We start from the raw sequence: 26,387 nt of genomic DNA, 5'->3' as shown, positions 1-26,387 counted from the left end.
CCGGCACGTCTCAGTCAAACGTGGGAATAATGTTGGCCTTGTCGATCATGTCGATCGGCAACAGGAACTCATGGTCTTCAACCTGCACCACGACATCCTGCTCCTCCACCCCGCGGAGAAGGCCTTGAAAGTTGCGTCGACCTTCGAAAGGTGAACGCAGCTTTATTTTCACTTGTTCCCCGGCGTACGAAGCAAACTGCTCAATAGTGAACAGCGGGCGCTCCATGCCAGGAGAAGATACTTCGAGGGTGTACTCGGTGCTGATTGGATCTTCTACGTCCAATACACCGCTGATCTGGCGACTGACGATTGCACAGTCGTCGACCAGAACGCCCCCTTCCTTGTCGATATAAATGCGCAGCACCGAATGCTTGCCCTGGGAACTGAAATCGATTCCCCAGCATTGGTAGCCAAGGGCCACGACCACTGGGGCCAACAAGTCCTGCAACTGTTCTAGCTTGCTCGACACCTGAACCCCCTCGTGCATGCTTTAGAAATAAAAAAATGGGCAAAAGCCCATCCCTGAAAACGCCGCTGAACATCGACGTCATGTACTGTCCAGCTAACAAAAAGCCCCTTAAAAGGGGCTCCGCTAAAACTGGTTGCGGGGGCTGGATTTGAACCAACGACCTTCGGGTTATGAGCCCGACGAGCTACCAAACTGCTCCACCCCGCGACAAAGCTGGGGCGGAAGTATACGACCGATCCATTGCTGGGTCAATCCAACATCCACCTACAAGAAAGCCCGCTAGTGCGGGCTCTCCTGTTAATTGGTACCGAGAAGGGGACTCGAACCCCTACACCCTATGGGCACAACCACCTCAAGGTTGCGTGTCTACCAATTCCACCACCTCGGCATTACAACTCTTTTGGCGACCTCACGAACATCGCCGAATTCTGTATTACTTCTTCTCTGGGGCTTGAGGTACGTCAGCTGGAACAGCGGCTGGCTTTTGCCCTTCGAGAACCGGCACATCATCTGCTGCCGGCTTTTGCTTCACTTCCAGTACTGCAGGGTCTGGCAAACCTACTTGAGTCAGCTGTTGAGCTTTCTCTTTAGCAAAGTAACCTAACCCCAAGCTGGTTATGAAAAAACATGCCGCAAGTATAGCAGTAAACTTACTGAGAAAGGTAGAGGTTCCTTGACCTCCGAAGACAGTATTTGATGCACCTGCTCCGAACGACGCGCCTGCGTCGGCACCTTTACCCTGCTGCAGCAATACCAGAGCGACAACGCCCAGAGCGCCCAACAGGTGAAAAACGATTACGACTGTTTCCAGCATTTTTTCAGTTTCCCGCGGCGCGACAGATCGCACCGAACTCATCTGCATTCAGGGAAGCTCCACCAATGAGCCCCCCATCGATATCCGGCATGCTGAAGAGCTCGACCGCATTGGCCGCCTTCACGCTGCCGCCATAGAGAAGTCGCACGCCTTGTGCGACTTCGGCATTCTCTTGTGCCAGTTGCGCACGGATTGCTGCGTGCACTTCCTGGGCTTCCTGAGGCGAAGCAGTCAATCCGGTGCCAATGGCCCAGACCGGCTCGTAGGCAATAACAGCGTTGACCAGTGCGTTGACGCCAAACTCGGCGATGACACTGCTCAGCTGACGCCCTACCACTTCAAGCGTTTGCCCCGCCTTGCGCTCTTCCAGCGTTTCACCTACGCAAAGCACAGGTGTCAGACCTTTCGCCTGAATCGCCGCAAACTTCTTGTTCAGAACATCATCCTGCTCGCCAATCAACTGACGACGCTCGGAGTGCCCGACAAGTACCAGTTTGCAACCTGCATCAGCCAGCTGGCTCGATGCAACTTCACCCGTCAGCGCGCCCTGCTCAGCCTGAATGGCTGCATCCTGCGCACCAACGATGATCGACGTTGCCTTGAGCCCTTCGACTACCTGACAAGTAAACAGACTGGCAGGCATTACGGCGATATCGACGCTGCCTGGCAAAGACTGCTTGCACAAACCCTCGATCAGCTCAGCGACGCTGGCGCGGGTACCGTGCATTTTCCAGTTACCAGCTACCATTGGGCGACGCATGCTACACCTCGTGGGTCAAAGTGGGCGCAGATGTTACCCAACAGTTCCGACACTGGCAAGCCGAAATCAGGCGCAAACTTCAGTAACCAGTTTTGCGAGTTCTTCGGCGTACGCCCTGACCTGCGTTTCGTCCTCGCCTTCGACCATGACGCGCACCAGCGGCTCGGTACCCGATTTGCGCAGCAGTACCCTGCCACGCCCGGCCATCTGCTCGGTGACGCGAGCGCAGGCCTCCTGGACCGACGGATGCGAGACCGGGTCAACACCCGACCCGGCGAAGCGTACGTTGATCAGGATTTGCGGACATTTGCGCAATTTCAGACGCGCTTCGGCCAGGCTCACACCACTGCGACGCAGGGCCAGTATTACCTGCAACGAGGCAATAATCGCATCACCGGTGGTGGCGTGCTGGAAACAGACGATATGACCGGAGTTTTCACCGCCTATCTGCCAGTTGCGCTCTAGCAGCTCGGCGATCACATAGCGGTCACCGACATTGGCCCGAACAAAAGGAATACCCTGCTCGGCCAGGGCCAGTTCAAGCCCGAGGTTGCTCATCAATGTGCCGACGACGCCGCCCTGCAAGCGACCCCGCTCATGCAGGTCGCGGGCGATGATGTAAAGCAATTCGTCGCCATCGACGATGGTCCCGGTGTGATCAACCATCAACACGCGGTCGCCGTCACCGTCGAAACCGATGCCCATGTCCGCATGCTCGGCAAGCACGGCCGCCTGCAGGGCTTCCATGTGCGTGGAGCCACAGTCCTTGTTGATGTTGAGCCCGTCAGGTTGCGCGGAAAGCACCACGACCTGCGCGCCCAGCTCACGAAATACGTTGGGCGCTACCTTGTAAGTCGCACCGTGAGCGCAGTCGATGACGACCTTGAGGCCGGCGAAGTCGGTGCTGGTAGGCACGCTGCTTTTGCAGAATTCGATGTAACGCCCGGCCGCATCGTTGATCCGCGAGACCTTGCCGAGGTTCTCGGACTCAGCCACGGTCATCGGTGCGTCAAGCAGCTCTTCGATCATCATTTCGATCTCGTCAGGCAGCTTGGTGCCCTGACCGGAGAAGAACTTGATGCCGTTGTCGTAGTGCGGATTATGCGAGGCGCTGATGACGATGCCAGCCTCGGCATGAAAGGTACGTGTCAGATAGGCGATGGCCGGTGTCGGCATCGGCCCCAGCAAGAGAACGTCAGCGCCCGCAGCGGAGAGGCCGGCCTCGAGGGCAGACTCGAACATGTAGCCGGAGATACGCGTGTCCTTGCCGACAAGAATCCGGCAGGCGCCCATCTTGCGGAAAGCCATGCCGGCGGCCCAACCCAGTTTCAGCATGAACTCGGGAGTGATCGGGAATTGCCCTACACGACCGCGAATGCCGTCGGTTCCGAAATATTTTCTGGTAGTCATGGATGCCCCACTGTTGTTATTCAGCTGCTTCGACAGCTGTGATCATGCGCACCACGTCAGCCGTTTCGGCGACATCATGCACACGTAGAATTCTTGCCCCTTTGGCCATCGCCAGAACCGCCAGGGCGAGCCCGCCGGACAGACGCTGGTCGACGGGACGCCCCAGCACAGCACCGATCATGCTCTTGCGCGAAACACCCACCAGCAAAGGGCGGCCGAGCGCATGCAGCGCTTCCATATGCTTGAACAGGCTCAGATTGTGCTCCAGTGTCTTGGCAAAGCCAAAGCCCGGATCAAGAATGATCTGCTGCTGACCGATTCCTGCAGCGACGCACTGCTTCATGCGCTCAGCCAGGAAGGCACAGACCTCGCCCACCAGGTCATCGTAGTGCGGGTCATTCTGCATGGTTCCGGGCTCGCCCAGCATATGCATGAGACAGACCGGCAAACCGGTGCTTGCGGCCGCCTCAAGCGCGCCTGGGCGCTGCAGCGCGCGAACGTCGTTGATAAGCCCGGCACCCAGTCCAGCCGTCGCCAGCATGACCTCAGGGGTGGAGGTATCCACAGAGATGATCACATCCAGTTCGCGCGCGATGACCTCGACCAGCGGAGCCACACGCTCGACCTCTTCCGACGCAGAGACAGGACGCGCGCCCGGACGCGTTGACTCGCCACCGACATCGATAAGCGTCGCGCCAGCCTGCACCATTGCCTCGGCGTGACGCAGCGCCGCATCGAGCTGGCTGTAGCGGCCGCCATCGGAAAATGAGTCCGGGGTTGCGTTGAGGATGCCCATCACATGCGTATGGGCCAAATCAAGAACCCGGTTGCCGCAAGGCAACCGGGTTGGGTACAGCGCAGATGTCATGTCAGACCTTAGTGCTCGGCAGCAGGGCCGCCAATCGGAGTTTCCGGACGAGGGTCAGGCGTGATCGGCGTACCGTTGGTACCCGAACCACCACCCCAGTCACGCGGCTCGCGCGGAGTACGACCGGTCATGATGTCGTCGATCTGGTCGGCATCAATGGTTTCGTACTTCATCAGCGCGTCGGCCATCGCTTCCAGCTTGTCGCGATTATCCGTCAACAGCTGCTTGGCGGTGCCATAGCAGTGGTCGATGATGCTGCGCACTTCGGAGTCGATAAGCTTGGCAGTATCGCCGGAAACACTGGAGTTCTGGCTGCCGCCGCGCCCCAGGTAACCTGCATCTTCATCTTCCGAGTACATCAGCGGGCCAAGCTTTTCAGACAGACCCCACTTGGTCACCATGTTCCGGGCAATCTGGCTGGCACGCATGATGTCATTGGAGGCACCGGTTGTGACGCCATCGAAGCCCAGAGTCATCTCTTCAGCAATACGACCACCATACAGCGAGCAGATCTGGCTGATCAACGCACGCTTGGACAGGCTGTAACGGTCTTCTTCAGGCAGGAACATCGTCACACCCAGCGCACGACCGCGCGGAATGATGGAAACCTTGTAGACCGGATCATGCTCTGGCACCAGACGACCAACGATAGCGTGACCCGCCTCGTGGTAAGCCGTGTTGCGCTTTTCCTTATCGGACATGACCATCGATTTGCGCTCGGCGCCCATCATGATCTTGTCCTTGGCCAGCTCGAACTCTTTCATCTCTACAACGCGCTTGCCGGAGCGAGCCGCGAACAGCGACGCTTCGTTGACCAGGTTGGCCAGATCCGCACCGGAGAAGCCTGGCGTACCACGAGCGATAACGCCCGGGTTGACGTCTTCACCCATTGGCACTTTGCGCATGTGAACCTTGAGAATCTGCTCACGGCCACGAATGTCCGGCAGACCTACAACGACCTGACGGTCGAACCGACCCGGACGCAGCAGAGCCGGATCCAGCACGTCAGGACGGTTGGTAGCGGCAATGACGATGATGCCGTCATTCATTTCAAAACCGTCCATCTCGACCAGCAACTGGTTGAGAGTCTGCTCACGCTCGTCATGACCACCGCCCATGCCGGCGCCACGATGGCGACCGACTGCGTCGATTTCGTCGATGAAGATGATGCATGGCGCGTGTTTCTTGGCTTGCTCGAACATGTCGCGAACGCGGCTCGCACCAACACCCACGAACATTTCGACAAAGTCGGAACCGGAAATCGTGAAGAACGGGACCTTCGCTTCGCCGGCAATGGCCTTGGCGATCAGCGTCTTACCAGTACCTGGAGGGCCGACCATCAGCACGCCGCGCGGAATACGACCGCCCAGGCGCTGGAACTTGCCCGGATCGCGAAGGAATTCGACCAGTTCGCCGACTTCTTCCTTGGCTTCGTCGCATCCGGCAACGTCAGCCAGGGTCGTCTTGACCTGATCTTCTGACAACAGACGCGCCTTGCTCTTGCCGAAGCTCATCGGGCCGCCCTTGCCGCCCGCCCCGCCCTGCATCTGGCGCATGAAGAACATGAACACAGCGATGATCACCAGTATCGGGAAGCTGGCCACCAGCAACTGGGTCCAGATGCTCTGCTGCTCAGGCTGCTTGCCTTCGATCACGACGTTGTTGCTGACCAGATCACCGATCAGGCCATTGTCCGGGATGTTCGGGCGGATGGTCTTGAAGGTGTCGCCATCGCTGCGCTTGCCCGTAATGACGTAGCCGTCAACAGAAACCTTCTCGACCTTGCCATCCTTGACCTGCTGGATGAACTCGGAATAGTTGAGGTTCTGCGGCTCGTTCGGGCTGGAGAAGTTGTTCATCACCGTCACAAGGACAGCCGCGATGATCAACCACAGGATCAAATTCTTTGCCATATCGTTCAATTAGCTACCCTCTGAAGCAAGCTCCACGCAGCAAGCGTGCCTCGCATGATATTCACCGGCCTAACTTACTACAGAACCTACAGATACGGCAGACACCGTCTGTAACCCTTTGTGAAACTTTGACAACATAATGTTCAGTCATGCTGCATCGGTAACGCCATTTGAAAAAAGCTATCGCGCCTTGTCAAAAACGTTCGATGCTGGCCGCGCCATCAATGCCGCGGAAGCCGCGAGCCAGCAGGTATTGCTCGCGGGACCTGTCGCGGGACGACGACGGCTTGCGCATCTGCACCTTGTCGAACAGCTTGCGGATATCCTTGTGGTAGACATCGAAGCCTTCACCCTGGAAGACCTTGATCAGAAAATCGCCACCGGGACGCAGTACCCGACCAGCAAGATCGAGCGCCAATTCGCAGAGAAACATTGCACGCGGCATATCTACAGCGCTCAATCCACTCATATTGGGGGCCATATCGGAAATCACAAGGTCTACCTGCGTATTACCGACTGCCTCGAGTATCTGCTCAAGAATCGCATCCTCGGTAAAATCCCCCTGAATGAAGGTCACATCGGGGATGCTGTCCATTTCAAGGATGTCGGAAGCGATCAGACGACCTTGACCGCCGATCAGACGACTGGTCACCTGCGACCAGCCTCCCGGCGCCGCGCCGAGGTCGATCACGGTCATGCCCGGACGGATGAGTTTGTCCTTTTCCTGGATCTCGAGCAGCTTGTAACTGGCACGCGAACGGTAACCGTCCTTTTGTGCCATTTTGACGTACTTGTCGTCGAAGTGTTCTTTGAGCCAGTTATGGCTTGTCTTGGAACGGGCCACGGGGCACCTCAAAAATAAACGAGTCGTGATTAACTGGGCGGTCCCGGACTCGCTCGGGTAAACTGGCCGCCGCTTTTAAAAGATCAGACGCAGAGGTCAGATTATGCCGCTCACTCCAGAGCAGAAGAAACAATACAAATCCATTGGCCACCATCTGAAACCGGTATTGATCGTGGCTGACAATGGTTTGACTGAAGGTGTACTTGCAGAGCTTGAACGCGCACTGAGCGATCATGAGCTGATCAAGATCAAGCTCAACATCCTCGACCGCGAAAGCCGTCTCGGTGCCATCGCAGAACTGTGCAAGGCCGGTTCTGCCGACCTGGTTCAGGTCATCGGCAAAATGGCGTTGATCTATCGCAAGAACCCAAAGGTAAACAAGCAACTGTCCAACGTCCACCGCGCACACGGATAAAAACAGAAGTCAGGGCCGCCAAAAGCGAGCCCTGACTCTTTTTTGCCGCTGAAAGCACCCGTAAAAACGGGCGCCAGCATCAGATATGACGCACTTCGACGATTTCGTATTCGATCACGCCACTCGGCGTTTTCACGACAACGACATCACCCTCTTCCTTGGCAATCAAGGCACGGGCAATGGGCGAGCCCACTGAAATCTTGCCTTTCTTGATATCTGCTTCGTCCTCACCCACGATCTGATAGACCACGCTTTCGTCAGTCTCGACATTGGCGATTTCGACTGTCGTGCCGAAGATCACCTTGCCGGTGTGCGGAATAGTCGTGACGTCGATGATCACAGCGTTCTGCATGCGGCCTTCGATATCACGAATACGCGCCTCGACCATCCCCTGCTGCTCGCGGGCAGCATGGTATTCGGCGTTTTCCTTGAGGTCGCCCAGTTCGCGCGCAGTACCGATGTCCTGGCTCAACTTGGGACGAATCACCTTGGTCAGGTGGGTCAGCTCTTCTTCCAGGGCGCGAGCGCCCTGGACGGTCATTGGGTATTTGATCATGCCTTCAATCCTGCATGGAGATCCTGCAAACGACGTACGGTCTTCTCCGGACCGAACTTGAGCGCTTCACAGATCGCTTCGCCTGCTGCAATGGTAGTGGTGCAGTAAATCTTGTGCTGCAGGGCGTTGCGACGGATGGAGTAGGAATCCGCGATCGACTGGCGACCTTCGGTGGTGTTGATGATCAGAGTGACTTCGTCGTTCTTGATCATGTCGACCACATGCGGACGGCCTTCGGTCACCTTGTTGACGCGACGCACTTTCAGGCCTGCCGCCTCGATCAGCTTGGCGGTGCCTGCGGTGGCAACGATCTCGAAACCAAGATTGATAAGGTCACGAGCGACCGCTTCAACCAGAGGCTTGTCATCGTCACGCACGCTGATGAACGCGGTACCGCCAGTCGGCAGCACTTCGCTCGCGCCCATCTGGGCCTTGGCAAACGCTTCGCCAAAGGTATCACCCACACCCATCACTTCACCGGTCGATTTCATTTCCGGGCCGAGGATCGGGTCAACGCCAGGGAATTTGGCAAACGGGAACACTGCCTCTTTCACGCTGTAGAAGTTCGGAATGATTTCCTTGGTGAAGTTCAGCTCTTTCAGGGTTTTGCCTGCCATCACGCGGGCAGCGATCATCGCCAGGGAAACACCGATGCACTTGGAAACGAACGGCACGGTACGCGATGCGCGCGGGTTGACTTCAATGACGTAGATGTCTTCGCCCTGAAGCGCCAGCTGCACGTTCATCAGGCCGACAACGCCCAGTTCCAGCGCCATCTTCTTGACCTGCTCGCGCATCTCGTCCTGGATGTGAGCCGGCAGCGAGTACGGCGGCAGCGAGCACGCGGAGTCACCGGAGTGAACGCCCGCCTGCTCGATGTGCTGCATAATCGCGCCGATTACCACGTCAGTACCGTCGCAGACCGCATCGACGTCCATCTCGATTGCGCAGTTCAGGAAGTGGTCCAGCAGCACCGGGCTGTCGTTGGACACCTGAACCGCTTCGCGCAGGTAACGCTTGAGTTCGTCTTCCTGGTAAACGATTTCCATCGCACGGCCACCCAGTACATAGGACGGACGCACCACCAGTGGATAACCGATCTTCGCTGCGGCACGAATCGCTTCGTCTTCGCTGCGCACAGTGGCGTTTGGCGGCTGACGCAGGTTCAGACGCTCGACCATGTGCTGGAAGCGCTCGCGGTCTTCGGCACGGTCAATGGCATCGGGACTGGTGCCGATGATCGGCACGCCGGCAGCTTCAAGAGCACGCGCCAGTTTCAGAGGCGTCTGACCACCGTACTGGACGATCACACCTTTCGGCTTCTCGACACGGACGATTTCCAGCACGTCTTCCAGGGTGACAGGCTCGAAGTACAGACGGTCCGAGGTGTCGTAGTCGGTGGAGACGGTCTCCGGGTTGCAGTTGACCATGATGGTCTCGTAACCGTCTTCACGCAGCGCCAGCGCAGCATGCACGCAGCAGTAGTCGAACTCGATACCCTGGCCGATGCGGTTCGGGCCGCCACCCAGGATCATGATCTTGTCACGCGTCGACGGGTTGGCTTCGCACTCTTCCTCGTAGGTCGAGTACAGGTACGCGGTATCGGTTGCGAACTCGGCTGCGCAGGTGTCGACGCGCTTGTAGACCGGGAACACTTCGAGCTTGTGACGATGCGTCCGCAGGTTCTTCTCGGTAACGCCCAGCAGCTTGGCCAGACGCGCGTCGGAGAAGCCCTTGCGCTTGAGACGGAACATCACGTCACGGTCGATTGCTGACAGACCCAGGGTCTTGATCTTCTCTTCGTCCTTGATCAGGTCTTCGATCTGCACCAGGAACCAAGGGTCGATCATGTTCATGGCGAAGATTTCTTCGACCGTCATGCCGGCGCGGAAGGCGTCGGCGACGTACCAGATACGCTCGGCGCCCGGCACAGTCAGCTCGCGCTTGAGCGTGCTCATGCTTTCCGGATGGCTCAGGTCCAGCTTCGGATCAAGACCACACACACCGACTTCCAGGCCGCGCAGGGCTTTCTGCAGGGATTCCTGGAAGGTACGGCCGATGGCCATGACTTCACCGACCGACTTCATCTGAGTGGTCAGACGTGCATCGGCCTTGGCGAATTTCTCGAAGGCAAAGCGCGGCAGCTTGGTGACGACGTAGTCGATCGACGGTTCGAACGACGCCGGGGTCTTGCCGCCAGTGATTTCGTTCGACAGCTCGTCAAGGGTGTAGCCCACTGCCAGCTTGGCGGCAACGCGAGCGATCGGGAAGCCGGTCGCCTTGGAAGCCAGTGCAGAGGAACGCGATACGCGCGGATTCATTTCGATCACGACCATGCGGCCGGTATTCGGGCAGATGCCGAACTGAACGTTGGAACCACCGGTTTCAACGCCGATCTCGCGCAGCACTGCCAGCGAGGCATTACGCAGGATCTGGTATTCCTTATCGGTCAGGGTCTGTGCCGGCGCTACGGTGATCGAGTCACCAGTGTGCACACCCATCGGGTCGAAGTTCTCGATCGAGCAGACGATGATGCAGTTGTCCTTTTTGTCGCGGACAACTTCCATTTCGTACTCTTTCCAGCCGATCAGCGATTCGTCGATCAGCAATTCCTTGGTTGGCGACAGGTCCAGACCACGGGCGCAGATTTCCTCGAACTCTTCACGGTTGTAAGCGATACCGCCGCCGGTGCCACCCATGGTGAACGACGGACGGATGATGCAAGGGAAGCCGAGCTTTTCAAGAACTGCGTTGGCTTCTTCCATGCTGTGCGCGATACCGGAGCGCGGGCACGCCAGGCCGATGGACTTCATCGCCTTGTCGAAGCGCGAACGGTCTTCTGCCTTGTCGATGGTGTCAGCGTTGGCGCCGATCATTTCAACACCGAACTTCTCCAGAACGCCTTCGCGCTCCAGATCCAGTGCGCAGTTCAGAGCCGTCTGGCCCCCCATGGTTGGCAGCAGCGCGTCCGGACGTTCTTTTTCGATGATCTTGGCAACGGTCTGCCACTTGATCGGCTCGATGTAGGTGGCGTCAGCCATGGCCGGGTCGGTCATGATGGTGGCAGGGTTGGAGTTCACCAGGATGACGCGGTAACCCTCCTCACGCAGAGCCTTGCAGGCCTGGGCGCCGGAGTAGTCGAATTCACAGGCCTGGCCGATCACGATGGGGCCGGCGCCGAGAATCAGGATGCTTTTAATATCTGTACGTTTTGGCATGGGTTGTCACTCAAATCCGCAGGTCAGTCGGCAAGCCGTCTTGAACATTTGTCTGAGGTGGCCTGGGCGGCAGCGACCGGACATTGAGTCCGGGGCCGCCCTGGGCACCTGCGTATTACAGTCTCAAGGCAACCGGTCAGCGGCGCTTGGCCATGGCTTCGATAAAGCGATCGAACAAAGGCGCGACGTCGTTCGGGCCCGGACTCGCTTCAGGGTGACCCTGGAAGCTGAATGCGCTCTTGTCGGTCAGTTCGATACCCTGCAGGGTGCCGTCGAACAGCGACTTGTGAATGGCGCGAACGTTGCTCGGCAGGGTTGCCTCATCCACCGCAAAACCGTGGTTCTGGCTGGTGATCATGACCACACCGGTGTCCAGATCCTGGACCGGGTGGTTGGCACCGTGGTGGCCGTGGCCCATCTTCACGGTCTTGGCACCCGCGGCCAGCGCCAGAAGCTGATGGCCGAGGCAGATGCCGAACACCGGAATGTCGGTTTCCAGCACTTCTCTGATCGCCTTGATGGCGTAGTCGCACGGCTCCGGGTCACCAGGGCCGTTGGACAGGAAAACACCGTCCGGCTTGTAGGCGAGCACTTCACTGGCAGGCGTTTGCGCCGGCACCACGGTTACACGGCAACCGCGCTCAACCAGCATGCGCAGGATGTTCACCTTGACGCCGTAATCGTAGGCGACCACGTGATAAGGCAGCTCGGAGGCGGCAATTTCAGGGTGGCTGTCGGTTTTCAGATCCCAGACGCTGGAACGCCACTCGTAGGTGTCCTTGGTGCAGACTTCCTTGGCCAGGTCCATGCCCTTGAGGCCCGGGAAGCTGCGGGCAGCGGCGATGGCCGCCTCTTCGGTGATGTTATCGCCGGCCAGGATGCAGCCGTTCTGGGCGCCTTTCTCACGCAGGATGCGGGTCAGGCGGCGCGTGTCGATGCCAGCGATGGCAACGACGTTATTGGCTTTCAGGTAATCACCGAGGGACAGCTTGTTACGCCAGTTGCTGGCGACCAGAGGCAGGTCGCGAATGACCAGGCCGGCGGACCAGACGCGATTCGACTCTGCGTCTTCAGGGGTGGTGCCGGTGTTGCCGATATGCGGGTAAGTCAGGGTAACGATCTGCTGGGCGTAGGAAGGATCGGTAAGAATTTCCTGATAGCCTGTCATTGCGGTGTTGAACACCACCTCACCAACGGTCTGACCGTCGGCTCCAATGGCTTCGCCGCGAAAAATGCTGCCATCAGCAAGGGCGAGTATGGCTGGCTTAGTCAAGAAGACCTCCCGTAAATAAAACCTGAAAGGGCGATCGCAGGCTGCAAAAAAGCGGAATGACGTAGTTACGTCACCCCGCTTTCTTATGGAATCATCTGCGCGCTTTTAGTGGACACACTAAAGCTGTAGCTTACAGAAAAGGCCCATTTTGGTCTACCACCAATGAGCCTGAAATGCGGGAAAATGCGACAGGGCCACGAATGGCCCTGTATGAAATCAATGCAGGCCCAACACATCCTGCATGTCGTAAAGCCCTGGCGCCTTGCCGTCGAGCCACATTGCAGCCCGCACAGCACCCTTGGCGAAGGTCATGCGACTGGATGCCTTGTGCGTGATCTCGACCCGCTCACCGTCCGCTGCGAACAGCACGGTGTGATCACCCACAACGTCACCGGCACGAATGGTCGCAAACCCGATGGTCTGACGATCACGCGCGCCGGTCTGGCCTTCACGACCGTAGACCGCGACCTTTTCCAGATCGCGACCCAGCGCATTGGCAACCACTTCACCCATACGCAAGGCGGTGCCGGACGGCGCATCGACCTTGTGCCGATGGTGCGCCTCGGTGATTTCGATATCGACCTCATCACCCAGAACGCGTGCAGCGGTGTCGAGCAGCTTCAGACACAGGTTCACACCGACGCTGAAATTGGCAGCAAAGACGATTGGAATGTCTTTGCCCGCCTCTTCCAGACGCAGCTTTTCTTCCGCGCTGAAACCGGTGGTACCAATGATCATCGCCTTGCCTGCCTTGCGACAGAACGCCAGATTTTTCAGCGTCACCGAAGGATGAGTAAAGTCGATCAGAACGTCGAATTCGTCCGCCACCTTTGCCAGATCACCTGACAACGGCACACCGATACGACCCAGCGCAGCCAGTTCGCCCGCATCAGCGCCCACCAGCGTGCTGTCAGGACGATCGATAGCGGCGGTCAGCCCGGCGCCCGGCGCCTGCTGAACCGCCTCGATCAAGGTCTTGCCCATACGCCCGGCGGCGCCTACTACAGCAATACGTCGCATGCCCTGCTCCCGTTGATAGCCTTACAGATCGCCGAAGAAACGCTTCACACCCTCAAACCAGCCACTGGCTTTCGGAGAATGGGACTCGTCGTTTTCAAGCGAGGTGCGGAACTCTTCAAGCAGCTCGCGCTGGCGCTTGCTCAGGTTGACCGGGGTTTCGACTGCAACACGGCACATCAAGTCACCGGCACCGCCGCCACGCACTGGAGCGACGCCCTTGCCACGCAAGCGGAACTGCTTGCCGGTCTGGGTACCTTCGGGGATTTTCAGTTTGACGCGACCGTCCAGCGTCGGCACTTCAAGCTCGCCGCCCAACGCTGCATCGGTAAAGCTGATAGGCACTTCGCAGAACAGGTGCTTGCCGTCACGCTGGAAGATCGCGTGCTCGCGCACATTGATCACGACATACAGGTCGCCGGTCGGACCACCCTGAGTACCAGCCTCGCCTTCGCCAGACAGACGAATGCGGTCACCAGTATCAACACCTGGCGGCACTTTGACGGAAAGCGTCTTGGACTCTTCGACGCGACCTTCGCCATGGCAGGAATCGCACGGGTCAGAGATGATCTTGCCGTGGCCGTGGCAGCGCGGACAGGTTTGCTGCACGGAGAAGAACCCCTGCTGCATGCGCACCTGACCAATGCCACCACACGTAGGGCATGTGACCGGCGAAGAACCTTTCTTGGCACCGCTGCCGTCGCACGGCTTGCAGTTGACCAGCGTCGGAACGCGGATATTCACGTTAGTACCGCGAACCGCCTCCTCCAGATTCAGCTCCAGCGTATAGCGCAGGTCACTGCCACGCTGAGCGCCGCCACGACCACCGCCGCCGCCGGCACGGCCGCCACCAAAGAAGTCGCTGAACACATCGCCGAAGATATCGGAGAAGTTGGCGCCACCGGCACCGCCGCCAAAACCACCGCCGCCACCCATGCTCGGATCGACACCGGCATGGCCATACTGATCGTAGGCCGCGCGCTTGCTGGCGTCGGAAAGCACTTCGTAGGCTTCGTTGGCCTCTTTGAACAGCTCTTCCGATGCTTTGTCATCAGGGTTGCGGTCAGGGTGATGCTTCATCGCCAGACGGCGATAAGCCTTCTTCAGATCCGCCTCGCTGGAGCCTCGCTCCACTCCCAACACTTCGTAATAATCACGCTTTGCCATAATTCTTCCGCACTCTTGAGGACGTTCGGCGAAGGCTCTCCTGAGCCGCACCAAACTCGTTGAGCCCCATACAGGCCCGGACCCAACTCACGTCGATTCAACGATCCTGGTCTTCGTTCAGCAGCCAGATGCATCCGGCCGAGAAAGCGGCAGAATGATTCGCCACGCAGGAGCGTCGCGATCTTGCCACGTGGCGTGCGGAGCAACTCCACACGCCGAAATTTTTGCTTGTTCCAGACACGCCAACGCGGGAGCAAGCTCCCGCGCGGCGACATCCTACCAGTCAGCGCTCGAAAGAGGTCAACCGGCTTTCAAGTGAGCCTGCGCTTACTTGTGGTCTTTTACTTCTTCAAACTCGGCGTCGACGACATCGTCAGCCTTGGCAGTTTCTTCAGCTGGCTTGGCCGCAGCGTCCGGGTTTTCAGCCTGCTCGGCGTACATCTTCTGAGCGATTGGCGCGGAAACCTTGGACAGCTCTTCGACCTTGGCTTCAATGGCAGCCTTGTCGTCGCCTTTAATAGCGGCTTCCAGAGCAACCAGTGCAGCTTCTACCGCAGTCTTCTCTTCAGCGGTGACCTTGTCGCCCGCGTCAGCGATCATCTTGCGAGTCGAGTGGACCAGCGCATCACCCTGGTTACGGGCAGAGGCCAGCTCTTCGAACTTGCGATCTTCTTCGGAGTTGACTTCAGCATCGCGAACCATCTGCTGAATTTCTTCCTCGGACAGACCGGAGTTGGCCTTGATCACGATGGACTGCTGCTTGCCGGTGGCCTTGTCTTTCGCGCCAACGTGCAGGATGCCGTTTGCGTCGATGTCGAAGGTCACTTCGATCTGTGGCACGCCACGTGGAGCAGGTGGAATCTCGGCCAGGTCGAACTTGCCCAGAGACTTGTTCTGACCGGCTTGCTTACGCTCGCCCTGCAGGACGTGGATGGTTACCGCGTTCTGGTTGTCATCGGCAGTCGAGAACACCTGGGATTTCTTGGTAGGAATCGTGGTGTTTTTCTCGATCAGCGCAGTCATCACGCCGCCCATGGTTTCGATACCCAGAGTCAGCGGGCTGACGTCCAGCAGCAGAACGTCTTTGACGTCACCGGCCAAGACTGCGCCCTGAATGGCAGCACCCATGGCAACGGCTTCGTCAGGGTTGACGTCTTTACGTGCTTCTTTGCCGAAGAACTCGGTCACCAGCTTCTGAACCAGCGGCATACGCGTCTGACCACCGACCAGAATCACGTCGTTGATCTTGCTTCTGTCGATGCCAGCATCTTTCAGCGCCATTTCGCATGGAGCGATGGTGCGCTGAACCAGGTCTTCAACCAGCGATTCCAGCTTGGAGCGGGAGATCTTCACTACCAGGTGCTTAGGACCGGTTGCGTCTGCAGTGATGTACGGCAGGTTGACTTCGGTCTGGGTGCTGGAAGACAGCTCGATCTTGGCTTTTTCGGCAGCTTCTTTCAGACGCTGCATGGCCAGCGGATCACCCTTGAGGTTCATGCCGCTTTCTTTCTTGAATTCGTCGACGAAGTAGTCGATCAGACGAATGTCGAAGTCTTCACCACCCAGGAACGTGTCACCGTTGGTGGCCAACACTTCGAACTGGTGCTCGCCATCGACTTCAGCGATCTCGATGACCGAGACGTCGAAAGTACCGCCACCCAGGTCATAAACGATGACAGTGTGGTCGCCCTTGGCCTTGTCCATACCGTACGCCAGCGCAGCTGCGGTAGGTTCGTTGATGATGCGCTTGACGTCCAGACCGGCGATACGGCCAGCGTCCTTGGTAGCCTGACGCTGACTGTCGTTGAAGTAGGCCGGAACGGTGATGACCGCTTCGGTAACCGCTTCACCGAGGTAGTCTTCGGCAGTCTTTTTCATTTTCTTCAGGATTTCAGCGGAAATCTGAGGAGGCGCCATTTTCTGGCCATTCACTTCAACCCAGGCGTCACCGTTGTCAGCCTTGACGATCTTGTAAGGGACCATCTGGATGTCTTTCTGAACGACATCCTCTTCGAACTTGCGACCGATCAGACGCTTCACCGCGTACAGGGTGTTGTGCGGGTTGGTGACCGCCTGACGCTTGGCGGACTGACCGACCAGGATCTCGCCATCATTTGCATAGGCGATGATCGAAGGTGTAGTACGAGTACCTTCAGCGTTCTCGATAACCTTGACGTTACCGTTTTCCAGAATGGAGACGCAGGAGTTGGTAGTCCCCAGGTCGATACCGATAATTCTGCCCATCTTTGACTCTCCCGAAACTTGCAAAACTTGGATTTGGTTGCCGCCAGTGCGTTGACACCGTGCGGTAGCTCTTAAACGCTTGACCTTTAAATGGGGGCCTTACAGCTGATTTCAAGCCTGCTCGTTGATTGACGGCGTTGCAGGCGATGGTGCCTTGCTGACCACGACCATGGCCGGGCGCAGCAGGCGACCATTAAGCTGATAACCCTTCTGAAATACCTTGAGCACCGTGTTGGGCTCAACGTCGGCACTTTCCTGCATGGCCATCGCCTGGTGCTGGTCGGCACTGAACGGTTGGCCGTGCGGATCGATGGCTTCCAGCTGATAACGCTTGAGGGTGTCCTGGAACATCTTCAAGGTCAGCTCGATGCCTTCACGCATCGGGCGAATGCTTTCATCGTCCGGACTGGACAGATCAAGGCCTCGCTCCAGACTGTCGATGATCGGCAACAGATCACCGGCAAATTTTTCCAGCGCAAACTTGTGCGCCTTTTCAACATCCTGTTCGGCACGGCGGCGGACATTCTGCAGATCCGCAGCCACGCGAAGGGATTGGTCCTGCGCAGCAGCCAGTTGCTCTTCGAGCACCTGCACTCGGGTTGTCAGTTCATCACCCGCGCCCGCCTCGGCAGCCTGATCCTGAGCCTGCGCATCCAGATTCTGTTCGTCAGCCATACATCTTCTCCTCTAAAAACGTCCGCGATCCCGATTCGCGCTTCTGCCCACCTATATGGGATCGGATTTTCCGGCTTCAAGGGTTTCTTGTGATCGAGATACGCATTCCCTGACAAATAATCCGGATTCCGGCCCGGCAAAAAATGGCGCATTGACACAAGAGGGACTAAAAACCACTGCAGACCGATCAAATCGAGCTAAGCAAGGGCATTGTCAGCCACAAATAAAACACTGTATAAATAACCAGACAAACAGCCCGGGAGCCGCTCAATGCTGGTGCACCTTTCCGTACACAACTACGCCATTGTCGAACACCTTGACCTTGAACTGGATCGAGGCATGAGCGTCATCACCGGCGAAACCGGCGCTGGCAAGTCGATCATGCTCGACGCCCTGGGCCTGACCCTGGGCGACCGTGCCGACAGCGGCGTGGTCAGGCCAGGCGCCGACAAGGCCGACATCCTGGCCACGTTCGACCTGGGCGATATTCCCGAGGCACAGACCTGGCTCAAAGAGCGCGACCTGGACAACGACGGCCCCTGCATACTGCGCCGGGTCATCACAGCCGAAGGTCGGTCACGCTCCTATATCAATGGCTCGCCTTGCCCTCAGGGCGACCTGAAGGCGCTGGGCGAACTGCTCATCGATATTCACAGCCAGCATGAACACCAGTCGCTGCTCAAGACCGACACCCACCGACGCCTGCTCGACGAATACGCGGGCGCGACCGATCTGGCCCGCCAGGTTCATCTCGCCGCCCAGCGCTGGCGGCAGACGCGGCAGGAGCTCGAGCGCCTCTCCAATTCGGGTGACGAGCAACGCGCACGGCATCAGTTGCTGAGCTATCAGCTCGAAGAACTGGAAAGCCTGAGCCTGGGCGAAAACGAGCTCGAACAGCTCGAACAGGAACACAAGGACCTGACCAACGCCGAAAGCCTGCTGAGCATTTGCCGACAAGTGGTCGAGCAGTGCAGCGAAAGCGATTCCGGCAACGTGCTCAATGCCCTGACCGCCAGCCTGCATCGCCTTGGCAGTGTCGACCATTCCCCGTCCGCCCTGAGCGAGGCCACAGGACTGCTGTCCAGCGCGCAGATACAGGTAGAAGAAGCGGTAGGCGAGCTGAATCGCTTTCTGGATCACTTCGATGCCGACCCTGCCCGCCTGCAACAGCTTGAAGAACGACTCGATGCTATCTATACGCTGGCGCGCAAGCACCGCATCCAGCCAGGCGAAGTGGCGACACTGCAACAAAAGCTGCTGGATGAAATAGAAACGCTGAATGCCAACGACGAATCCATCGAACGGCTGGAGCATGAAGTGCAGGCATTCGCGCGGCACTATCAGGATAAAGCCCGTGAGCTGAGCGACCTGCGTCACAATTCGGCGACGAAACTGGCCAGCGCCGTAGAACAGGAAATTCATCGTCTGGGCATGCCCGGCGGTCGTTTCCAGATCGACCTCAAAGCCAACGCCAGCGTAGAACCCTCGCCTCACGGCCTGGAGCAGGTAGAGCTATTGGTCAGCGCCAACCCCGGCCAACCATTGAAAGCGCTGGCGAAAGTCGCGTCGGGTGGTGAGCTGTCGCGCATCAGCCTGGCGATTCAGGTTATCACTGCGCAAACCTCACGGGTGCCGACGCTGGTATTCGACGAAGTGGATGTGGGGATTGGCGGACCGACCGCCGAGATCGTGGGGCAACTGCTGCGTCGCCTGGGCGAGCGCGGCCAGGTCATGACCGTCACTCACCTGCCGCAGGTCGCGGCGCAGGGCCATCAGCACCTGTTCGTGCATAAGGTGCGGGACAACGACGCAACGCGCACAGCCGTATCCAGGCTCAGCAAGACTGAACGTATAGAAGAAGTCGCCCGCATGCTGGGCGGCATCGACCTGACCAAGGAATCTCTGGCGCACGCCAAAAAGATGGTCGTTACGGCTAAAAGCTGAGCGATAGAAAGCACAAAGGCGACCGCGGTCGCCCCTGTTGCTGATTACGCCTTCTTGTTACGAACGTAGAGCACCAGATTGTGGTCCACCAGGTCAAAGCCGTGTCTTTCGACAATGGCTTTCTGAAGCTTCTCGATTTCTTCGTCGAAGAATTCGATCACCTCACCCGATTCCACGTTGACCATGTGGTCGTGGTGGCCGCCATCAGCCAGCTCGAACACAGCATGACCGCCGTCGAAATTGTGGCGCACCACCAGTCCAGCGGACTCGAACTGAGTCAGAACACGGTAAACCGTGGCCAGACCGACGTCCTCGCTGGCCTCCATGAGAGCCTTGTAGACATCCTCGGCACTCATGTGGCGTTGCTCTGCAGAATCGAGCATTTGCAGTATTTTGACCCGCGGCAAGGTTACCTTGAGTCCTACTTTACGTAGTTCGTTATTTTCAACCATGGTCAGCTTTCTCGCAGACGCTGCTTCGCAGCTTCTCTTAATGCAGGTATGATCGGAGTTTACGTTGTCCCAGCCAAGATAGTGGAAGTCGCCCACCGATGCAAAACACCAAGCTCTTGCTAACCAGTTTCACCTTCGTGGGACTGCTCGCACTCGCCGGTTGTTCATTCCCCGGGGTTTACAAAATCGACATCCAGCAGGGTAATGTCGTCACGCAGGACATGATAGACCAGTTACGCCCCGGAATGACCCGGCGGCAAGTACGGTTTATCATGGGCAACCCCCTGCTGACCGACACTTTCCACTCCGATCGGTGGGATTACCTGTACAGCCTGCAGCCAGGTGGCGGTGAACGCCAGCAGGAGCGTGTCAGCCTTATATTCAACGGCAATGACCAGCTCGTGAGCCTGTCTGGCGACTTCATGCCCGGCGTCAGCCGCGATGAAGCCATTCTCGGCAAGGGCAGCGACACCACTGTCCCGGCAGAGAACCAGCCAGTGCAGCAGCCTGAGGAACCGGCCAAGCCAGGTTCGTTGCTGGATACAATCCAGAAGGACGTGGACAGCGTCGAGACAGTACCGGTCCCGACCCAGGAGCCGCTGGACACCAACACCCGGTAGTCCAAAGCGCCCAACAAAAAGCCCGGCATGCCGGGCTTTTTTGTGTCTTCCATTCAGCGCGCGTTCAGCCCGAGCTCAGCCGAGAGGCGTTCTTTTCTCACGCGCCTTGGCCGCGCGAAGACGTCTGATCTCCATCGGGTCGGCCACCAGCGGACGATAGATCTCTATCCGCTCCCCCGCCTCCAGCACCCGCGCAGCAGGATCAGCCACCACCTTGCCGAAGATACCGACGGCGCATTGGCTCAGATCCAGCTCGGGAAACTCCTTGTCCATACCGCTGAGCGCCAGCGCCTGACGTACCGAAGAGCCGGCCGGGACATCGACCGTCTTCAATACCTGGCGCTGCACTGAGGCGTAAACCACCTCTATCTGAATCGATGCGTCAGCCATGCAGCTCTTTCGCTCGCTGGCAGAACGCATCCACCAGCGTGTTGGCTGCCTGATTGAACAGCGGCCCCAGCGTGGCGCGAACGATGGTGCCGGCATAATCGAAGGACAGATCCAGACTGATCTTGCAGGCTTTCTCGCCCAGCGGCTTGAACGTCCAGACACCGTGAAACTGTTCGAACGGCCCTTCGACCAGGTCCATCACGATCGACTCGCCGGGAACCAGCGTGTTGCGCGTCATGAATTTCTGGCTCAAACCACCCTTGGCGATCTCCAGGCTGGCGCGCATCTGCGCCTCACTGGCCTCAACCACGGTAGCGGATGAACACCACGGCAGGAACTCGGGATAACGAGCCACATCATTGACCAGGTCATAAAGGAACCTGGCCGGGTACGGCAGTAAAGCAGAGCGTTGTATATGCGTAGTCATGTGAGCGTCATTTCCAGAGCTGAGCGGCAAACACCACAAGAATGCCGAGCGGCGCCACGTAGCGCATCAAAAAGTACGTCAGGTTGAAGAGCAGCGGACTGCGAATCGACAATTCGTCGCGCACCGTCTCACGGCCCATCACCCAACCAGCGAATACTACAAAACACAACCCACCCAGCGGCAACATGATCCGCGAAGTGAAGAAATCAATAACTCCGAAGAAGTCCAGGCCAGTCGATGCGCCCCATTGATAGAGGTGGAATGCGCCTCCATCGTTCACGAAAAACTTGGCTTTTTGCCAGATATTGAACGAGAACACCGTGCCGAGGCCCACAAACCAGCAGGTAAAGGCCAGCCAGAACGTCACCCAGGCGCGGCGAATACGGGTGCGCTCGACCAGGTAGGCGACCATTGGCTCTAGCAACGAAATCGCCGAGCTCCAGGCTGCGACGGCCACCAGCACGAAGAACACGATGCCCATCAATTGGCCGAATGCGACGTTGCCGAACGCGTAAGGCAGCGTAACGAACATAAGGCCCGGCCCCTCGCTGGGGTTCAGGCCCGCAGCAAACACGATCGGGAACAGCGCAAGGCCGGCCAACAGCGAAACGAAGGTATCGAGCAACGCGATACCGACGACTGTACTGCTGATCGACGCGCCTTTGGTCATGTACGCGCCGTAAACCATGATCGAGCCGACACCGACGCTCAGGGAAAAGAACGCATGGCCCATCGCGGGCAGCAAGCCATCCAGCACCTTCTCCGGGTTGAAGTCGAACATGAAATGCACGCCTTCCATGAAATGCCCGGTGGTCAGGCTATAGCCCAACAGCGCGAGCATCAGCAGGAACAGCATCGGCATCATGATGCGCAGGCTTTTCTCCAGCCCGGCCTCGACACCCTTGCCGATCACCACCGCCGACAGCAGCATGAAAATGGTGTGCCACAGAGTCAGACGCCATGGGTCGGCAATCACCGCACCGAAATACGCACCGACCTGATCCGGCGACACACCTTGAAAGTCGCCGCGCCCCATGTCGATGATGTAATCCAGCGACCAGCCGCCCACCACACTATAAAAGGAGAGAATCAGCAGCGCCGTGATCATCCCGGCAAACGCACCCCAGGACCAGCGCGGCGAATGCCCGGCTTCCTGCGCCAGCGTCTTGAGCGCATTCGCAGGACTGAGCCGGGAACGACGGCCAATCAGCGTCTCGGCGATCATGACCGGAATACCGATCAGCGCGATGCACGCCAGAAAAACCAGTACAAATGCACCGCCGCCATAGGCACCGACCATGTACGGAAATTTCCAGATACTGCCCAGCCCCACAGCAGAGCCGGTAGCAGCCAGGATGAACACCCAGCGACTTGCCCAGCTACCGTGGACCGAAACCTTGTCCGTCGACATTATCGAAACGCCCAGCCAAAAAAGATCGCGCATTGTCCGGGATTCAACCTTTGTGCTCAAGCACGCGCTTTCCCGTAGCCGACATTGATGCAACTGCCTATAATGCGCCCCCTATGGCTAAGCTCAAGAAACACCCTACAGGGACCATCGCGCAAAATAAGAAAGCGCGTCACGATTACTTCATCGAACACAAGTTCGAGGCCGGTCTGGTCCTGTCTGGCTGGGAAGTAAAAAGCCTGCGTGCCACCAAGGTACAGCTGGTCGACAGTTATGTGCTGCTCAAGGATGGCGAGGCCTGGCTGATGGGTTGCCACATCACGCCTCTCAAGACTGCCAGCACGCACGTCATCGCTGACCCGACACGCACCCGCAAACTGCTGCTGAACAAGCGCGAGCTCGAAAAGCTCACCAGCTCGGTTCAGCAGAAAGGCTATGCCTGCGTCGCCCTTTCCGTTTACTGGAAGGAGCACCTGGTCAAGTGCGAAATTGCACTGGGTAAAGGCAAGAAGGAATACGACAAGCGTCACACCGAACGCGAACGCGATTCGGACCGTGAACTCCAGCGTGCCGTGCGCTCCAAGGGCAAGGAAGACTAGTTCCCGGCGCTGGCGTGTGCCAGATGTCCTGATCCGGACATTTGGCACTTCATATCGACCCCTTTACCCGCACACACCGCTCCACTCCCCCGCCTCAACCCGTTCGATACCTCAAAGCGAAGATCGCCTCATTTTGGTGCTTGAATGCGCAATGTGGCTATTTCGCAGTATTCCGAAAATAAAATAGAACGCCTGCGTTACACCACAGTCAATCCTTTAGGCCCAGCTACTAAACGGGCTTTCAAACCCCTCGGGCGACGGCCTCAAACACCGGCCATACCGAGTCCACAGGTTACAAGGAGAGACACATGAAGCGTACCGCCCTCACTGGATTGTTCCTCAGCGCCGCCCTGTTGGCTTCGCCGGTTTTTGCCGCCGATGATCTGTGCGCAGCGAACATCAAGACCATCGAAAACGCTAACACTTCGTCCAGCACCAACTTGAGCCCAGAAAACAAGACAATGCTTGAGACGACTGTGAAGAACGCCAAAGCGGCCCAAGCGCAGAACGACGAGAAAAAATGCGTCGAGATCACCACCAAGACGCTCACTGCCCTGAAAAACACCGGTTCGGGCAGCGAAGGCACCAAGTAAACCTTCGAGCAGGCCAGCCACCCAGGCTGGCCTGAACGATTGCAGCAGACGGGTCGACGCGTCACGCCAATTGGCGTACACTGCGCCCCAGCGATTGCGAAAGCAGTCTCGGGGCCGATTTGGATTCGACGCCGGTGATGAAACTTTAGGTGCATGCCGAGTTGGTAACAGAACTCGTAAATCCACTGTTGCAACTTTCTATAGTTGCCAATGACGAAACCTACGGGGAATACGCTCTCGCCGCGTAAGCGGTGCTAGCCTTCCTTCTGGTAGCTTCGGCTCCAGCAATCATCAGGGGATGCCTGTAAACCCGAAATGATTGTCATATAGAACAGGATCGTCGCCTAGTACGTTGTGGACGAAGCGACTAAAACTTACACAACTCGCCCAAAGCACCCTGCCCGTCGGGTCGCTGAGGGTTAACTTAATAGACACGGCTAAGCATGTAGTACCGACAGCGGAGTACTGGCGGACGGGGGTTCAAATCCCCCCGGCTCCACCAAATTGCAAATGAAGACGCCCCAGGGCGTCTTTTTTTGTGGGCGGAATTCTGTGAATACGACCAGACCCTTACGAGAAGTCGCCAAGCGCAGTTCGGGCAAGGCAAGAACAGGCGAGAAAGGTCAGAGCGTAATGGTAGTAAGAGAGCATACCTATGAGAGCCGCGCACGAGCCTGCCTTCAAGGCACCATCACCGATGCGTAGCCACTTTTCATACGGAGCATAGCTCGCGCAACGTAAGGACCTAGCTTTGCGATTTCAGGTGATCACGTCACGGGACGTCAACCCGCAACGGTAAAAGGTACCTGACTACGAGCCTCAAATGCAGGGGTTGTGCTATCGTGCAACGGCAATGAATTACATTAAGAGATGTTCCAAGGAGCTGGAATGAGTATTGATGCATATCTTTGGATTGATGGCATTAGTGGAGAGTCTACGGACTCTGACTGCAAAAACTGGATTGAGATTAATACGTTTTGCCTGTCGGCTTCTCAATCAGTGTCAAGGACTGCAAGCTCGGCAGGCGGGGCTACCGTAGCCAGGGTCTATTTAAGCGACTTCAGTATTGTAAAACTCGCTGACAGTGCGACCCCAAAAATTCTCGAGGCGTGTTGCGCTGGCCGACATATCAAGCAGATGAAGCTGTACGTACGTCGCGCGGGCGGCGACAAGCAAAAATATCTGGAATACGTATTTGACGAGGTCATAATAAGCGGCGTTGTTTCCGGCAATCTATTTGAGCGATCACCCTCGAACTTTCCCGAGGAGGTAGTCAGGTTTAATTACGCCAAGATCAGCATGCAGTATTCACAGCAAAGCCGAACCACCGGCTTGATCATTGGACAGATCTCCGGCGGCTGGGATCAAATACAAAATAGCACTTACGCATAAGGATAGTTTAAGTGGCTAGAATATATTGTTACGACGGCGACTGCGGGCTAACCGCAAATGAACTACTATTTGTTATTGCCACAGAGGTGGCAATGGATGAATTTGGATTGGACGATGTTGGGGCTGCATTAACTATCGTCTTAGGCGCCAACATAATACCAACTAGAACAAAGCCTGGCGGAGCGATCAATAACACTTCCATTATGTCTATAGTCATGCGGCGCACTCTAAACAATCGCAAGTTCCCCGGAAGCTTCAGAGCACCATCTCTTACAGGATGGTTTCCGCCGCACCTCCGATGGACACGAAGCATTGGCGGTTTCATCGCACGGGCGACGCCCGTTATCGGGTGGTCCTATACTGCATACGAATTAGGCAAAATAGGATACGTAACGGTGAACACCTACAACTCTATCGTAGATGAACAAGACCAGGTTTTTTAATATGGATAAAAATGATCTGAACCATGAAGTACTTAATTACCTCATAGAGAGAATTTACTTTTATGTTGGATTCGGAAAAAAGGCATTTGAAACGCTTAGCCTCGCCACTAGAGTCAGTTGGGACCTAGGGCTTGACGGTGAAGATGCCAGTGACTTTATGGAGAATTTTTTCGAACACTTCGGCGTTGATCCCGGCGATTACGACCACTATCGTTATTTCAAGCCAGAAGGAACCGACATTTTCGTGTTTTTCAGATCTAAAGATCGACGCGCAAAGACAGTAATGACGTTAGGCATGCTGTATGAAGCAGCCCAAATGAAAGCATGGGACTGCGACAGTCTTGAGAGAAAGACTTTTAGCACTTTGCCAATTTACAATAAAACCGAAGAAATACCTATTGATGGGTTTAGTATAAAAGCACGGTGATGTTTATATCGAAGGATAGCTGAGTGGATATCCCAGCAAACCGGTTCTT

General features: G+C 57.3%; 26 protein-coding genes, 2 tRNA genes and 1 other RNA gene. 9 read left to right on the top strand and 20 right to left on the bottom strand.

Annotation, left to right across the window (positions count from 1 at the left end; genetic code table 11):
• Positions 1 to 10: 10 nt before the first annotated feature.
• The 9 genes from rimP to rlmE form a co-directional block, all read right to left on the bottom strand.
• Positions 11 to 469: a ribosome maturation factor RimP gene (gene rimP / locus JOE34_RS10955; RefSeq protein WP_002555126.1), complete on the bottom strand. Its 459-nt coding sequence runs from the start codon at positions 467 to 469 to the stop codon at positions 11 to 13.
• A gap of 130 nt (positions 470 to 599) precedes the next feature.
• Positions 600 to 676, bottom strand: a tRNA-Met gene (locus JOE34_RS10950).
• Positions 677 to 771: 95 nt separating this feature from the next.
• Positions 772 to 857: transfer RNA gene (locus tag JOE34_RS10945), tRNA-Leu, on the bottom strand.
• A gap of 45 nt (positions 858 to 902) precedes the next feature.
• Entirely contained in the window at positions 903 to 1,283 is a 381-nt protein-coding gene (gene secG / locus JOE34_RS10940) for a preprotein translocase subunit SecG (RefSeq protein WP_003313628.1), read from the bottom strand.
• A gap of 4 nt (positions 1,284 to 1,287) precedes the next feature.
• Positions 1,288 to 2,043: a triose-phosphate isomerase gene (tpiA, locus tag JOE34_RS10935; protein ID WP_010418808.1), complete on the bottom strand. Its 756-nt coding sequence runs from the start codon at positions 2,041 to 2,043 to the stop codon at positions 1,288 to 1,290.
• 66 nt (positions 2,044 to 2,109) lie between these two features.
• Positions 2,110 to 3,453, bottom strand: a complete 1,344-nt coding sequence (gene glmM / locus JOE34_RS10930) for a phosphoglucosamine mutase (protein WP_003395197.1) — start codon at positions 3,451 to 3,453, stop codon at positions 2,110 to 2,112.
• A gap of 16 nt (positions 3,454 to 3,469) precedes the next feature.
• Complete coding sequence (gene folP, locus JOE34_RS10925; RefSeq protein ID WP_024959665.1) at positions 3,470 to 4,321, bottom strand: dihydropteroate synthase; 852 nt, start codon at positions 4,319 to 4,321, stop codon at positions 3,470 to 3,472.
• Between the two features lie 8 nt (positions 4,322 to 4,329).
• Positions 4,330 to 6,234: an ATP-dependent zinc metalloprotease FtsH gene (gene ftsH, locus JOE34_RS10920; RefSeq protein ID WP_003313633.1), complete on the bottom strand. Its 1,905-nt coding sequence runs from the start codon at positions 6,232 to 6,234 to the stop codon at positions 4,330 to 4,332.
• Between the two features lie 193 nt (positions 6,235 to 6,427).
• Positions 6,428 to 7,078: a 23S rRNA (uridine(2552)-2'-O)-methyltransferase RlmE gene (rlmE, locus tag JOE34_RS10915; RefSeq protein ID WP_003313635.1), complete on the bottom strand. Its 651-nt coding sequence runs from the start codon at positions 7,076 to 7,078 to the stop codon at positions 6,428 to 6,430.
• Between the two features lie 103 nt (positions 7,079 to 7,181).
• On the opposite strand from rlmE, the gene JOE34_RS10910 reads away from it, so the two are divergent.
• Positions 7,182 to 7,493 carry a YhbY family RNA-binding protein gene (locus tag JOE34_RS10910; RefSeq protein WP_003340569.1) on the top strand — a complete coding sequence of 104 codons (312 nt, stop codon included), beginning with the start codon at positions 7,182 to 7,184 and terminating at the stop codon, positions 7,491 to 7,493.
• Between the two features lie 79 nt (positions 7,494 to 7,572).
• On the opposite strand, the gene greA is transcribed toward JOE34_RS10910, so the two are convergent.
• The 7 genes from greA to grpE form a co-directional block, all read right to left on the bottom strand.
• Positions 7,573 to 8,049 carry a transcription elongation factor GreA gene (gene greA / locus JOE34_RS10905; RefSeq protein WP_003340567.1) on the bottom strand — a complete coding sequence of 159 codons (477 nt, stop codon included), beginning with the start codon at positions 8,047 to 8,049 and terminating at the stop codon, positions 7,573 to 7,575.
• Complete coding sequence (gene carB / locus JOE34_RS10900; protein ID WP_003340565.1) at positions 8,046 to 11,267, bottom strand: carbamoyl-phosphate synthase large subunit; 3,222 nt, start codon at positions 11,265 to 11,267, stop codon at positions 8,046 to 8,048. Before carB ends, greA begins: the two co-directional genes overlap by 4 nt.
• Before the next feature lie 136 nt (positions 11,268 to 11,403).
• Positions 11,404 to 12,540, bottom strand: a complete 1,137-nt coding sequence (gene carA, locus JOE34_RS10895; protein WP_003395184.1) for a glutamine-hydrolyzing carbamoyl-phosphate synthase small subunit — start codon at positions 12,538 to 12,540, stop codon at positions 11,404 to 11,406.
• 216 nt (positions 12,541 to 12,756) lie between these two features.
• Entirely contained in the window at positions 12,757 to 13,560 is an 804-nt protein-coding gene (gene dapB / locus JOE34_RS10890) for a 4-hydroxy-tetrahydrodipicolinate reductase (protein ID WP_003431540.1), read from the bottom strand.
• 21 nt (positions 13,561 to 13,581) lie between these two features.
• Positions 13,582 to 14,724, bottom strand: coding sequence for a molecular chaperone DnaJ (dnaJ, locus tag JOE34_RS10885; protein WP_003395180.1), 1,143 nt, complete (start codon positions 14,722 to 14,724; stop codon positions 13,582 to 13,584).
• Positions 14,725 to 15,051: 327 nt separating this feature from the next.
• Positions 15,052 to 16,968 carry a molecular chaperone DnaK gene (dnaK, locus tag JOE34_RS10880; RefSeq protein ID WP_003313641.1) on the bottom strand — a complete coding sequence of 639 codons (1,917 nt, stop codon included), beginning with the start codon at positions 16,966 to 16,968 and terminating at the stop codon, positions 15,052 to 15,054.
• 111 nt (positions 16,969 to 17,079) lie between these two features.
• On the bottom strand, positions 17,080 to 17,643 hold the full coding sequence (gene grpE / locus JOE34_RS10875; RefSeq protein ID WP_003313642.1) for a nucleotide exchange factor GrpE: 564 nt from the start codon (positions 17,641 to 17,643) through the stop codon (positions 17,080 to 17,082).
• A 270-nt stretch (positions 17,644 to 17,913) separates the two neighbouring features.
• Between grpE and recN the strand changes: the two genes are divergently transcribed.
• Positions 17,914 to 19,587 carry a DNA repair protein RecN gene (gene recN / locus JOE34_RS10870; protein WP_003418848.1) on the top strand — a complete coding sequence of 558 codons (1,674 nt, stop codon included), beginning with the start codon at positions 17,914 to 17,916 and terminating at the stop codon, positions 19,585 to 19,587.
• Positions 19,588 to 19,631: 44 nt separating this feature from the next.
• Here the strand turns inward: recN and fur are convergent, their stop codons facing one another.
• On the bottom strand, positions 19,632 to 20,039 hold the full coding sequence (gene fur, locus JOE34_RS10865; RefSeq protein WP_003313643.1) for a ferric iron uptake transcriptional regulator: 408 nt from the start codon (positions 20,037 to 20,039) through the stop codon (positions 19,632 to 19,634).
• Positions 20,040 to 20,137: 98 nt separating this feature from the next.
• On the opposite strand from fur, the gene JOE34_RS10860 reads away from it, so the two are divergent.
• Positions 20,138 to 20,659, top strand: a complete 522-nt coding sequence (locus tag JOE34_RS10860; RefSeq protein ID WP_003431549.1) for an outer membrane protein assembly factor BamE — start codon at positions 20,138 to 20,140, stop codon at positions 20,657 to 20,659.
• Positions 20,660 to 20,734: 75 nt separating this feature from the next.
• On the opposite strand, the gene JOE34_RS10855 is transcribed toward JOE34_RS10860, so the two are convergent.
• From JOE34_RS10855 to JOE34_RS10845, 3 genes are read right to left on the bottom strand one after another with little or no spacing between them, the layout of a single operon-like run.
• Positions 20,735 to 21,049, bottom strand: coding sequence for an RnfH family protein (locus tag JOE34_RS10855; RefSeq protein ID WP_024664111.1), 315 nt, complete (start codon positions 21,047 to 21,049; stop codon positions 20,735 to 20,737).
• A complete protein-coding gene (locus JOE34_RS10850; RefSeq protein ID WP_003340547.1) occupies positions 21,042 to 21,476 on the bottom strand; it encodes a type II toxin-antitoxin system RatA family toxin in 435 nt (144 codons plus the stop codon). Before JOE34_RS10850 ends, JOE34_RS10855 begins: the two co-directional genes overlap by 8 nt.
• Positions 21,477 to 21,483: 7 nt before the next feature.
• On the bottom strand, positions 21,484 to 22,887 hold the full coding sequence (locus JOE34_RS10845; RefSeq protein WP_054992786.1) for a sodium-dependent transporter: 1,404 nt from the start codon (positions 22,885 to 22,887) through the stop codon (positions 21,484 to 21,486).
• A 113-nt stretch (positions 22,888 to 23,000) separates the two neighbouring features.
• Here JOE34_RS10845 and smpB point away from each other — a divergent pair, with 113 nt between their 5' ends.
• The 6 genes from smpB (at position 23,001) to JOE34_RS10820 (ending at position 26,338) form a co-directional block, all read left to right on the top strand.
• Positions 23,001 to 23,483: an SsrA-binding protein SmpB gene (gene smpB, locus JOE34_RS10840; protein ID WP_003313649.1), complete on the top strand. Its 483-nt coding sequence runs from the start codon at positions 23,001 to 23,003 to the stop codon at positions 23,481 to 23,483.
• A 308-nt stretch (positions 23,484 to 23,791) separates the two neighbouring features.
• Positions 23,792 to 24,076, top strand: coding sequence for a hypothetical protein (locus JOE34_RS10835; RefSeq protein ID WP_003313650.1), 285 nt, complete (start codon positions 23,792 to 23,794; stop codon positions 24,074 to 24,076).
• A 110-nt stretch (positions 24,077 to 24,186) separates the two neighbouring features.
• Positions 24,187 to 24,578, top strand: a transfer-messenger RNA (tmRNA) gene (gene ssrA / locus JOE34_RS10830).
• A gap of 386 nt (positions 24,579 to 24,964) precedes the next feature.
• Positions 24,965 to 25,468 (top strand): type VI secretion system tube protein Hcp, encoded by a 504-nt coding sequence (locus tag JOE34_RS10825; protein WP_096113353.1) that lies wholly within the window; start codon positions 24,965 to 24,967, stop codon positions 25,466 to 25,468.
• Positions 25,469 to 25,479: 11 nt separating this feature from the next.
• Entirely contained in the window at positions 25,480 to 25,911 is a 432-nt protein-coding gene (locus JOE34_RS26125) for an STM2901 family protein (RefSeq protein ID WP_348635366.1), read from the top strand.
• The gene (locus JOE34_RS10820) at positions 25,889 to 26,338 is read left to right on the top strand and encodes a DUF1493 family protein (protein ID WP_192875615.1); all 450 of its coding nucleotides are present in this window, start codon (positions 25,889 to 25,891) and stop codon (positions 26,336 to 26,338) included. Before JOE34_RS26125 ends, JOE34_RS10820 begins: the two co-directional genes overlap by 23 nt.
• Positions 26,339 to 26,387: the final 49 nt, after the last annotated feature.

This window comes from Pseudomonas sp. PvP028 (genome assembly GCF_017832255.1).
Lineage (GTDB): Bacteria > Pseudomonadota > Gammaproteobacteria > Pseudomonadales > Pseudomonadaceae > Aquipseudomonas > Aquipseudomonas syringae.
This window is presented reverse-complemented; position numbering and strand designations above follow the sequence as displayed.